The organism is Acinetobacter tibetensis (assembly GCF_023824315.1).
Classification (GTDB): Bacteria; Pseudomonadota; Gammaproteobacteria; order Pseudomonadales; family Moraxellaceae; genus Acinetobacter; species Acinetobacter tibetensis.
Genome location: NZ_CP098732.1, coordinates 426,972 through 438,867, shown reverse-complemented (window position 1 = coordinate 438,867; position 11,896 = coordinate 426,972). Strand labels below are relative to the sequence as shown.

Sequence of the window (11,896 nt, the reverse complement as noted above, 5' to 3'; positions counted from 1 at the left end):
AACATTATTTTGTTCAAAAGTCGTCGTTAAAATTGTTAATTTGCAGTATGAAACCATAGAAGTAGCTTTATGTAAACAAAGCCAAATCAAATGTTTTACTATGTTAAGCTAGAGAGCAATTATTCAAATAATATCTACTATGTACGACATCATTATTATTGGTGCGGGAACAGCTGGACAAGCTGCTTACAAAGAAGCAATCAAACACACATCAAATATTTTAATTGTGAATCATGGTCCGTGGGATACCACCTGTGCACGCGTTGGTTGTATGCCGAGTAAAGTGCTTATTTCTGTAGCAAATCAACTGCACGATGCTCAATCATTAGAGCAAATTGGCATAACAACCCATCTACATCTTGATTCCAAAAAAATCATGTTACACGTACAAAACTTAAGAAACAAATTTACACAAGCTGCTTTAAAAGATGTCGCTCGTTGGGATTCGGCCCATAAAATATCAGGTCAAGCTCACTTTATTGATGTTCAGACCATTGAAATTAATCAACAACGCTATCAAGCCCGAAGTTTTATTCTGGCTGTAGGATCAACGCCGAGTTTTGACCAGCAATGGAAGCAAGAATTAGGTCAAAAACTAATTACCTCAGATGAGGTATTTGAGTTAGAGCAATTACCGCAATCGATTGCAGTCATTGGAAGTGGTGTCATTGCACTTGAACTTGCTCAAGCATTACAACGCTTAGGTGTTAAAACCACTATATTTGCACGTAGTCGAAAAGTCGGAACATTAACCAGTCCCTTACTACAGAAAATGGCGCAAGAACTTTTAAGTCAAGAAATTGACATTAAGTTCGAAGTTTTACCCACGCAAGTTCGAAATTCAAAAGATGGTGTACAGATTGTCTACCAAGAGCATGGGCAAGAACACAATTTAGTAGCAGATTATTTATTGGTCGCAACAGGGCGTCGTACTTTATTAAATACTTTAAGATTAGAAAATATAGATGCTCAATTTACAGATCTTAAAAACTTACCTGTCCATCCAGAAACCAAACAGCTTGCACACTATCCTATTTTTATCGTTGGTGATGCTCATACCAAGACACCTATTCAGCACGAAGCAGCACATGAAGGTCGCAGTGCAGTTTTAAATTGCTTAAATTTAAAACAAATCAAAAACATTCGAAATCTAACCCCAATAGGCATTGTATTCTGTGAACCAGAAATGGCCATTGTCGGACTAAGTTTTAAGCAACTTGAAAGTGATAAAATTCCTTTTGTAACAGGCTATGTTTCTTATGCCCAACAAGGACGTGCGCAAGTTTTAGGAAAAAATTATGGTGCGTTGGAAGTCTATATTCATGCAGAAAGTCGAAAAATTTTAGGTGCAGAATTGCTCATGACTTCGGCTGAACATTTAGCACATTTATTGTGTTGGATGATTACGGAGGATTTAACGCTTGATCATCTCCTTGCCAAACCTTTTTATCATCCAACCTTAGAGGAAGGATTGCGTACCGCCCTTAAGCATGCTCGGCGTCAATTAAATGCTATTCAATAACTTCTTGATCTTGTTGCAATAAGACTGCGACTTTCTGAGTATGTGCAATGAGATGAACAATCCAGCGTTGTGCAGCCAATAACTCTAAAGTTTGAGAAGCAGTAAGTTGATGATTTACTGATGCATGAATAATTTTCTGACGTAGAAACTCCTGTTGCTCACTGCTAACTTGTTCTAATTGAGTTAAATCATTCACAAAATCTATCGGAAATTTTGAAAATGGTTGCATCTGTAAATATTCAATCTGCTTTTCCAACTGTGCAGCCAGTGCTAGAGGTAATTCTTGTAATATTTGTTGCTTTTTCAGTAACTCAACTTGTGCGACTTCTTGTAAATCATTTCTTAAAACTCTGATATACACCGCCAATCTTAATAAGAGAATTAGACGTTGTTGATCACTTAGAGATTGTGGAACCGACATATGCTCTAAGTAAGATTCCACTTTTTTGATGGTTGCATCCAACTCATTGGTATTAATCATTGGGGTAATAATTTCACCACGAATAAATTTAATAAATAAACGATAAATATCTGTTAATGTTTGCAGCAATACGCGTTCTGTCGCGGCTATAGCTAGTGCAGGCACACTATATAAACTATCATCTAAGTAGCGTGTTAATGAACTTTCTTGCTCTGGCAATAACTTCAGCAATACTTGCTCAAATTTACCGATAAAAGGCATAAAAATTAAAGCACCGAGCAAGCTAAAACAAGTATGAAATACAGCAACAATAAGAACTGGATCCATCTTATGTATGAAGGTAATATATTGATAAGCCCAAACAAATCCAGGGAATAAAAATAAAAAAGCAAAAATTGCAGTCACAATATTAAAAATGACATGTACAGCAGCGGTTCGTTTTGCACTGGTGGTCGCTCCTACTGCGGCCAAAACTGCTGTAACAACAGTCCCAACATTCTGACCTATGACCAAAACTAAAGTTTGCTCTAAATTAATCGCTTGACTCGCCAAAGCTGCTAAAGTTGCAGTAATCGCAGCACTAGATGATTGCAATAGAATCGTCATCACAAAACCAATCAATACTAAAAGCAATTTACTTAAAAGACTTTCTGTAGACCAACGACTTAAATCAACAGAGGCAGCGATACCGGCCATGGCTTGCTGTAAAACATCAATTCCAAAAAATAATAAACCAAATCCAGCAATGGTCATTCCAATTAAAGCTAGTCGATCCTTGGCAAGTAATTTCAAGATAGCCCCAAAAGCAATTAAAGGTAAGGCTAACTGCGAAATTGAAAACTTTAAACCCAGTAGTGCAACCATCCAACCCGTACTAGTTGTACCAATATTGGCACCAATAATTACACCAATCGCATTACTAAAGGTCAGAACTCCCGCACTCACAAATCCAATAGTCGCTAAAGTAGTTGCTGTAGATGATTGCACAGCGACAGTAATAGTGATACCTGAAAACATTGCTTTTAAAGAAGAATCTGTAAAACGGACTAACCATTGTCTTAAAGCTTCTCCTGCGAGAGCTTTGAGGCTATCAGTCATTAAACTCATTCCCAAAAGAAATAAGCCAATCCCACCAGACAGTTGCAATATGGTATTCAACATGATCAAGCTCAACTTATAGTTCTTATCATTTCACAGGTTTATTATAGAATAGATATAAATAAAATTTGATCTTATAATAAAAAAACACCCCCTAACATTGGTTAGGGGGTGTTTGAATAAATGAGCTGGCGATGACTTACTCTCACATGGGTAACCCCACACTACCATCAGCGCTAAGAGGTTTCACTTCTGAGTTCGGGAAGGGATCAGGTGGTTCACTCTTGCTATTGTCGCCAGCACAACTGTTTATGACTATTCGTTATGGTCTTATTTACACAGCGTGTATGCCTAACTTTCGTCAAATGAGTTATTAACAGGTATATTTGAGTTGGATATTGTATCTAGCTTTATAACTAAATCAAGTTATTTGCAGTGATTTGAACCACAACACCAACTGTTTGGGTGTTGTATAGTCAAGCCTCACGAGCAATTAGTATTGGTCAGCTTCACATATCACTATGCTTCCACATCCAACCTATCAACGTCGTAGTCTTCAACGGCTCTTTAGAGGACATAAAGTCCTAGGGAAATCTTATCTTGAGGTAGGCTTCCCGCTTAGATGCTTTCAGCGGTTATCCCTTCCGAACATAGCTACCCGGCGATGCGACTGGCGTCACAACCGGTACACCAGAGGTTCGTCCACTCTGGTCCTCTCGTACTAGGAGCAGATCCTCTCAAATTTCCAGCGCCCACGGTAGATAGGGACCGAACTGTCTCACGACGTTCTAAACCCAGCTCGCGTACCTCTTTAAATGGCGAACAGCCATACCCTTGGGACCTGCTTCAGCCCCAGGATGAGATGAGCCGACATCGAGGTGCCAAACACCGCCGTCGATATGAACTCTTGGGCGGTATCAGCCTGTTATCCCCAGAGTACCTTTTATCCGTTGAGCGATGGCCCTTCCATACAGAACCACCGGATCACTAAGACCTACTTTCGTACCTGCTCGACTTGTGGGTCTCGCAGTTAAGCGCGCTTTTGCCTTTATACTCTACGCGTGATTTCCGACCACGCTGAGCGCACCTTCGTACTCCTCCGTTACTCTTTAGGAGGAGACCGCCCCAGTCAAACTACCCACCAGACATGGTCCTCGTCCCGGATAACGGGACAGAGTTAGAACCTCAATATTACCAGGGTGGTATTTCAAGGACGGCTCCATTGGAACTAGCGTTCCAACTTCAAAGCCTCCCACCTATCCTACACAAGTAAGATCAAAGTTCAATGTCAAGCTGCAGTAAAGGTTCACGGGGTCTTTCCGTCTAGCCGCGGGTACACCGCATCTTCACGGCGAATTCGATTTCACTGAGTCTCTGCTGGAGACAGCGCCCCCATCATTATGCCATTCGTGCAGGTCGGAACTTACCCGACAAGGAATTTCGCTACCTTAGGACCGTTATAGTTACGGCCGCCGTTTACTGGGGCTTCGATCAAGAGCTTCGCTTACGCTAACCCCATCAATTAACCTTCCAGCACCGGGCAGGCATCACACCCTATACGTCCACTTTCGTGTTTGCAGAGTGCTATGTTTTTAATAAACAGTTGCAGGGGCCTGGTTTCTGTGGCTGCCAATAGCTCATCCCGCGAGGGGAATCACCGTCAGCAGCGTACCTTCTCCCGAAGTTACGGTACCATTTTGCCTAGTTCCTTCAGCAGAGTTCTCTCAAGCGCTTTGGTCTACTCGACCTGACCACCTGTGTCGGTTTCGGGTACGATTCCTGTGTAACTGAAGCTTAGAGACTTTTCCTGGAAGCATGGTATCAGCCACTTCACTGTACAAGTACAGCTTGCTATCAGTTCTCAGCATAGAGTACCCCGGATTTGCCTAAGATACATGCCTACAACCTTTCACCTGGACAACCAACGCCAGGCTGACTTAACCTTCTCCGTCCTCTCATCGCATTACACAGAAGTATTGGAATATTAACCAATTTCCCATCGACTACGCCTCTCGGCCTCGCCTTAGGGGTCGACTCACCCAGCCCCGATTAACGTTGGACTGGAACCCTTGGTCTTTCAGCGTGCGAGTTTTTCACTCGCATTGTCGTTACTCACGTCAGCATTCGCACTTCTGATACCTCCAGCATACTTCTCAATACACCTTCATCGGCTTACAGAACGCTCCCCTACCACTTGCAATAAATTGCAAATCCGCAGCTTCGGCATATAGTTTTAGCCCCGTTACATCTTCCGCGCAGGCCGACTCGACTAGTGAGCTATTACGCTTTCTTTAAAGGGTGGCTGCTTCTAAGCCAACCTCCTAGCTGTCTATGCCTTCCCACATCGTTTCCCACTTAACTATAATTTTGGGGCCTTAGCTGGCGGTCTGGATTGTTTTCCTCTTGACTACGGACGTTAGCACCCGCAGTCTGTCTCCCGGATAGTACTCATAGGTATTCGGAGTTTGCATCGGTTTGGTAAGTCGGGATGACCCCCTAGCCGAAACAGTGCTCTACCCCCTATGGTATTCGTCCGAGGCGCTACCTAAATAGCTTTCGGGGAGAACCAGCTATCACCAGGCTTGATTAGCCTTTCACCCCTATCCACAAGTCATCCCCTGGCTTTTCAACGACAGTGGGTTCGGTCCTCCAGTTAGTGTTACCCAACCTTCAACCTGCTCATGGATAGATCGCCTGGTTTCGGGTCTACACCCAGCAACTAAACGCCCTATTAAGACTCGATTTCTCTACGGCTCCCCTATTCGGTTAACCTTGCTACTGAATGTAAGTCGCTGACCCATTATACAAAAGGTACGCAGTCACCGAACTAGTCGGCTCCCACTGCTTGTATGCATGCGGTTTCAGGATCTATTTCACTCCCCTCACAGGGGTTCTTTTCGCCTTTCCCTCACGGTACTGGTTCACTATCGGTCAGTCAGGAGTATTTAGCCTTGGAGGATGGTCCCCCCATATTCAGACAAGGTTTCACGTGCCTCGCCCTACTCGACATCATCATATCAGCCCTTTCGTGTACAGGACTATCACCCACTATGGTTGCACTTCCCAGAGCATTCCACTAAAACTGATATGACTTAATGGGCTTTTCCCCGTTCGCTCGCCGCTACTAAGGGAATCTCAATTGATTTCTTTTCCTAAGGGTACTGAGATGTTTCACTTCCCCTCGTTCGCCTTGCAACACTATGTATTCATGTTGCAATACCTACCTTATAGTAGGTGGGTTTCCCCATTCAGAAATCTCCGGATCACAGGATATTTGCCGCCTCCCCGGAGCTTATCGCAGGCTATTACGTCTTTCATCGCCTCTGACTGCCAAGGCATCCACCACATGCACTTAATTACTTGACTATACAACCCCAAACAGTCGTAGCACCTACAAGTAGTACTAGGACAGATCGATTGCTCGATCATACAGTTTGTTGTTCTGTGTACTTAAACACGGTACAGCTTCAATTCAATTCACATACCAAAACGCTTGATTCAGTTAATTTCGCTAGTAACTCATTTAATCACTTCATAGTTGCCTATGTCGTTTTCAACGAGTATGAACAAATTATTTCAACTCAAATATATTCTGTTAATGATTTTTCCAGCCTTCGTCAGGTCAGGAAACTGTGATAAATCACAGAAGTTAATAAAACAAGATCTTCCAATCTCTATTCACTAATTTCTATAATCTAACTACTTAGCTTATATATTGATATTCAATATATGGTGGAGACTAGGAGAGTCGAACTCCTGACCTCCTGCGTGCAAAGCAGGCGCTCTACCAACTAAGCTAAGTCCCCAGCTTATCAATAAGTTAATGTCTCTGTTTTTCTGTATTCAGCATTTCTTCAAATGCTTCGTTAGTCAGATTTGGTGGGTCTGACAAGACTTGAACTTGTGACCCCACGCTTATCAAGCGTGTGCTCTAACCAACTGAGCTACAGACCCTCAGATACATCGTCATGAAGAACAACTTGTTGTGGATTCTTACCAATCGTCAATCTTTCGTTAAGGAGGTGATCCAGCCGCAGGTTCCCCTACGGCTACCTTGTTACGACTTCACCCCAGTCATCGGCCACACCGTGGTAAGCGTCCTCCTTACGGTTAGACTACCTACTTCTGGTGCAACAAACTCCCATGGTGTGACGGGCGGTGTGTACAAGGCCCGGGAACGTATTCACCGCGGCATTCTGATCCGCGATTACTAGCGATTCCGACTTCATGGAGTCGAGTTGCAGACTCCAATCCGGACTACGATCGGCTTTTTGAGATTAGCATCCTATCGCTAGGTAGCAACCCTTTGTACCGACCATTGTAGCACGTGTGTAGCCCTGGTCGTAAGGGCCATGATGACTTGACGTCGTCCCCGCCTTCCTCCAGTTTGTCACTGGCAGTATCCTTAAAGTTCCCACCCGAAGTGCTGGCAAATAAGGAAAAGGGTTGCGCTCGTTGCGGGACTTAACCCAACATCTCACGACACGAGCTGACGACAGCCATGCAGCACCTGTATGTAAGTTCCCGAAGGCACCAATCCATCTCTGGAAAGTTCTTACTATGTCAAGACCAGGTAAGGTTCTTCGCGTTGCATCGAATTAAACCACATGCTCCACCGCTTGTGCGGGCCCCCGTCAATTCATTTGAGTTTTAGTCTTGCGACCGTACTCCCCAGGCGGTCTACTTATCGCGTTAGCTGCGCCACTAAAGCCTCAAAGGCCCCAACGGCTAGTAGACATCGTTTACGGCATGGACTACCAGGGTATCTAATCCTGTTTGCTCCCCATGCTTTCGTACCTCAGCGTCAGTATTAGGCCAGATGGCTGCCTTCGCCATCGGTATTCCTCCAGATCTCTACGCATTTCACCGCTACACCTGGAATTCTACCATCCTCTCCCATACTCTAGCTGACCAGTATCGAATGCAATTCCTAAGTTAAGCTCAGGGATTTCACATCCGACTTAATCAGCCGCCTACGCACGCTTTACGCCCAGTAAATCCGATTAACGCTCGCACCCTCTGTATTACCGCGGCTGCTGGCACAGAGTTAGCCGGTGCTTATTCTGCGAGTAACGTCCACTATCCAGTAGTATTAGTACTAGTAGCCTCCTCCTCGCTTAAAGTGCTTTACAACCAAAAGGCCTTCTTCACACACGCGGCATGGCTGGATCAGGGTTCCCCCCATTGTCCAATATTCCCCACTGCTGCCTCCCGTAGGAGTCTGGGCCGTGTCTCAGTCCCAGTGTGGCGGATCATCCTCTCAGACCCGCTACAGATCGTCGCCTTGGTAGGCCTTTACCCCACCAACTAGCTAATCCGACTTAGGCTCATCTATTAGCGCAAGGTCCGAAGATCCCCTGCTTTCCCCCGTAGGGCGTATGCGGTATTAGCATTCCTTTCGGAATGTTGTCCCCCACTAATAGGCAGATTCCTAAGCATTACTCACCCGTCCGCCGCTAAGTGATTGTGCAAGCACAACCACTCCGCTCGACTTGCATGTGTTAAGCCTGCCGCCAGCGTTCAATCTGAGCCATGATCAAACTCTTCAGTTTAAAATCAGTAGTACCTATAAGGGTACCAATCTTGGCTCATCAATTTTCTGACAAATATTTCTCAAATAAACTTCGAGTAATTTCTACCATCAATCAATGAAAATAATTTCGATCAATCAATCAGTAAAAATCCACACAAGTTGTTCTTCATAATCTCTTAATGATCTTCTTGATGACTCGTCATCATCAAGCTAGGTCGGCTATGTTACTCTAATCTAAGTTAAAGTCAACAGGTTTTGTTAATTATTTTTAAACCTCTTCAAGACTTCCAGATTCTACCGCTTGGGCTAAATCCTTGTTTCTCAACAAGTTTTAATCAACATCACCGCCGATGGATGTGCATTCTACAGTATTCCCAACCCGTTGCAATACCCTTTTTAAAATTTATTCGAAAATAATGTTTATACGGTTAATTAATATTCAAAATCTGCTTTTTTCATCATTTTTTGAGCATAAAAGGTACAGTATTGACTAAATCATCCAGTATTTTTTCATCTTGATTTTTTTCTTGCCATTTTAATGCACGACAATCGACATACTCACAATAACCTGCTTCGCCATATTCTTCTCGGGCATTGATTTTAATTTGATATTTAAAACTCCCTACATAACCCGCAGCCAATCCAAATTTAAAATCTCCGCGGCTTTGCGCTTGTATTTGAATGGCATCGCCAGTTTTATTTTGATAGTTCCATTCAAACTCTCGAGGTAAATACATCGCTTGTCCATTTGGAGTCACTACTTTGGGATAGACTCGATGTACTTTGAACTGTACGTGCTCATCAAAAAGTTCTGTGCGTTCAACATTGGCATATTTAAGATAAATACGAGATTGCACAATACGATTAAAGTGATCTCGTGTTTGCGCCATCAACACTTGATCACCATTATTGAGTTGAATAATTTGGTAAGTAAAAAATGCCAAGGGTAGGTAAGGAAACCGGACTACACGTGCAAACTCAAATACACCATGCTGTGCAATCGGGAAAATTTGGTCTTTATAAGTAATACGTCCCTCACAAAAACATCGTGTAGACCAATGTTCTCCAAGTTCCAGACGCATTTTATTGAAGTAGCTGACTTGCGTCGTGGTCTGAATAGAAAGCTGACAACTTAATTCATCATCATCACGTTGAATTTGAAAGTTAGGTAAATTTCCTAAAATTTGCTCATGATTTGAAAACTGCCACAAGCTTTTGGAAAAATGACAATCTTGTTGCATCGCATAACTGTGCAATTGCCCCACCATGTGCGGACTGCTACTACACAAAATAGTTGCCGTATCTATTGCGGTGCTATGGATTGCACTTTCATTACGTAACATCGGTGCATGAGCTGCCCCCATTAATCCAATAAAATTAAAATAATGCAGAGGTGCAGGAAGATTGGGCAAAATAATGCCGAAATAGATGAATTTATAGTGATGTGTAAGGATATGAAAGTTTAAGCGTGACTTTTTCGGAGCCAGATTCAATTGTTTGGATCGATCTAAAAAATCTTGAAACAATTGCATAACCTAGCTCCTCATCACAACTATCTCATATTTAGCTTACCGTCTGTTTACGAGCTAGAAAGGTAGTGACAAAACCAGAAAGTGCATAAATGATTGAAATCACTAATATGCCTACAGGAATATTGTAAGTCATCGCAGCGAGGATAAAGACAGCAATAGGTAATACTGCAAATGGAACGCGCTTACGATCTACCGTTTTAAATGAATAATATTTGATATTAGAAATCATCAATAGCCCAACTGCCACAATAATGGCGGCATTGACAATCTGAATACCCAACTCATTTAAATCAAAGATGTTTGGAAAGTCACGACCAACCCACACCATTGAAATAATCATGATAGCGGCTAATGGACTGGCTACCCCAATGAAGTAACGCTTATCGACGACCCCAATTTGCACATTAAAACGTGCCAGACGAAATGCAGCACACGCAGTGTAAATAAAACAACAGGCTAAACCAATACGCCCCAAGTCATGCAGACTCCAGCTATACATGAGGATGGCAGGCGCAACACCGAAAGCCAACAAGTCGGAAAGTGAGTCAAATTGCTCTCCGAAAGCACTTTGTGCACCAATGGCACGTGCAACACGACCATCTAAACCATCAAACAAAGCTGCGATAAAAATGGCATAAATGGCTTGAGTAAACTCACCATTCATACTGGCAATAATGGAATAAAAACCTGACAGTAATGCTGCTGTGGTAATTAAATTCGGCCACAGATAGATACCACGACGTTTGATCTTTTGCCCTTCTTGAGTATGCTCCTCTTCAACAACTTCGAAGGTAATTCCATCGTAGTCATGATCTGGAGCATGTAACTCACCTTCAGGTTTAGAGCTATTTGTCATTATTTTATATCCTAATCTGCAACCTAATTTATTCTATCTACGGCAATTATTCGCCAACTAACCAACGTACCGCGGCATGACCACCATGTTCTTGCATGCGCAAATGTGGAAATAACCATTGTAATGCTTCATCAGCATCTTCAGAGAACTTCCAAGGTGGATTAATCACCAATAAACCACAACCATTTAAGCCCACTGGGGTGTCATCTGGCCAAACGCAGACTTCACAAACCAATTGACGACGAATACCGGTTTTAAACATTTTTTTCTCAAAACGTTCAATCATGGCGCGATCTTTAATTGGGTACCAGACCGCAAATACGCCTGTTGGCCATTTTTTATAAGCAGCGACTAAAAGTTCAACCAATTGCGGAAAATCTTTACGTTCCAGTTCATAAGGTGGATCAATCATGACCAAGCCACGCTTCTCTTTCGGTGGAATTACGCCCAATAGACCTTCATAAGCATCACGCTCATGCAAGCCTGCACGTTTGTCATGAATGTTATGACGTAATTGCTGAAAGACATCACGCTGCATTTCAAAAATGGTCGCTTTATCTATGTCACGCATGCCTTCTAGTGCAAACCACGGCGAACCAGGATATGCCCCTTTACCAAAATTACTACGCATTTTTTCAACAATTTTTAAATATTGCTGAACCCCTTCAGGCGCAGTACGTTTCACTGAATCATCCAGTTTAACTAAACGATGAATACCATTTAAAAATTCACCTGATTTTTGTGCTTCTGAAGTCGATAAGTCATATTTACCCGCACCACCATGCGTATCAACATAGCGATATGGTTTATCTTTTGCATTGAGTCGCGTCAAAAGCTGCAGCAATAAAACATGCTTCATGACATCGGCAAAGTTGCCTGCATGGAAATGGTGGCGGTAATTCATTTCTATTTAATTCCTAAAATCAATGGTTAT

5 protein-coding genes, 2 tRNA genes and 3 rRNA genes are annotated in these 11,896 nt (G+C 42.8%); 1 reads left to right on the top strand and 9 read right to left on the bottom strand.

Going from position 1 to position 11,896, the window contains the following annotated elements; translation table 11 throughout:
* The first annotated feature begins 139 nt into the window (after positions 1-139).
* Positions 140-1,522 (top strand): dihydrolipoyl dehydrogenase, encoded by a 1,383-nt coding sequence (locus M5E07_RS02140; RefSeq protein WP_252221450.1) that lies wholly within the window; start codon positions 140-142, stop codon positions 1,520-1,522.
* On the opposite strand, the gene M5E07_RS02135 is transcribed toward M5E07_RS02140, so the two are convergent.
* The 9 genes from M5E07_RS02135 to M5E07_RS02095 all read right to left on the bottom strand — a co-directional run bounded on the left by M5E07_RS02135 (position 1,512) and on the right by M5E07_RS02095 (position 11,866).
* Positions 1,512-3,104, bottom strand: a complete 1,593-nt coding sequence (locus M5E07_RS02135; RefSeq protein ID WP_252221442.1) for a Na/Pi cotransporter family protein — start codon at positions 3,102-3,104, stop codon at positions 1,512-1,514. The two genes, M5E07_RS02140 and M5E07_RS02135, sit on opposite strands and share 11 nt — an antisense overlap.
* Positions 3,105-3,227: 123 nt before the next feature.
* Positions 3,228-3,342: ribosomal RNA gene (gene rrf / locus M5E07_RS02130) — 5S ribosomal RNA — on the bottom strand.
* Positions 3,343-3,513: 171 nt separating this feature from the next.
* A 23S ribosomal RNA gene (locus M5E07_RS02125) occupies positions 3,514-6,407 on the bottom strand.
* A 364-nt stretch (positions 6,408-6,771) separates the two neighbouring features.
* Positions 6,772-6,847, bottom strand: a tRNA-Ala gene (locus tag M5E07_RS02120).
* Positions 6,848-6,918: 71 nt separating this feature from the next.
* A tRNA-Ile gene (locus tag M5E07_RS02115) sits at positions 6,919-6,995 on the bottom strand.
* Positions 6,996-7,056: 61 nt separating this feature from the next.
* A 16S ribosomal RNA gene (locus tag M5E07_RS02110) occupies positions 7,057-8,593 on the bottom strand.
* The 16S, 23S and 5S rRNA genes sit together here with 2 tRNA genes alongside, the layout of an rRNA operon.
* Positions 8,594-9,032: 439 nt before the next feature.
* A complete protein-coding gene (locus M5E07_RS02105; protein ID WP_252221440.1) occupies positions 9,033-10,106 on the bottom strand; it encodes a DUF6670 family protein in 1,074 nt (357 codons plus the stop codon).
* 31 nt (positions 10,107-10,137) lie between these two features.
* Positions 10,138-10,962 (bottom strand): CDP-diacylglycerol--serine O-phosphatidyltransferase, encoded by an 825-nt coding sequence (gene pssA, locus M5E07_RS02100; protein WP_116761867.1) that lies wholly within the window; start codon positions 10,960-10,962, stop codon positions 10,138-10,140.
* A 46-nt stretch (positions 10,963-11,008) separates the two neighbouring features.
* The gene (locus M5E07_RS02095; protein WP_116761869.1) at positions 11,009-11,866 is read right to left on the bottom strand and encodes a 23S rRNA (adenine(2030)-N(6))-methyltransferase RlmJ; all 858 of its coding nucleotides are present in this window, start codon (positions 11,864-11,866) and stop codon (positions 11,009-11,011) included.
* Positions 11,867-11,896: the final 30 nt, after the last annotated feature.

Excerpts from the sequence above, each read along its gene's own strand:
- M5E07_RS02105 (WP_252221440.1), bottom strand. The coding sequence starts at position 10,106 with ATGCAATTGTTTCAAGATTTTTTAGATCGATCCAAACAATTGAATCTG.
- M5E07_RS02095 (WP_116761869.1), bottom strand. The coding sequence starts at position 11,866 with ATGAATTACCGCCACCATTTCCATGCAGGCAACTTTGCCGATGTCATG.
- pssA (WP_116761867.1), bottom strand. The coding sequence starts at position 10,962 with ATGACAAATAGCTCTAAACCTGAAGGTGAGTTACATGCTCCAGATCAT.
- M5E07_RS02140 (WP_252221450.1), top strand. The coding sequence starts at position 140 with ATGTACGACATCATTATTATTGGTGCGGGAACAGCTGGACAAGCTGCT.
- M5E07_RS02135 (WP_252221442.1), bottom strand. The coding sequence starts at position 3,104 with ATGTTGAATACCATATTGCAACTGTCTGGTGGGATTGGCTTATTTCTT.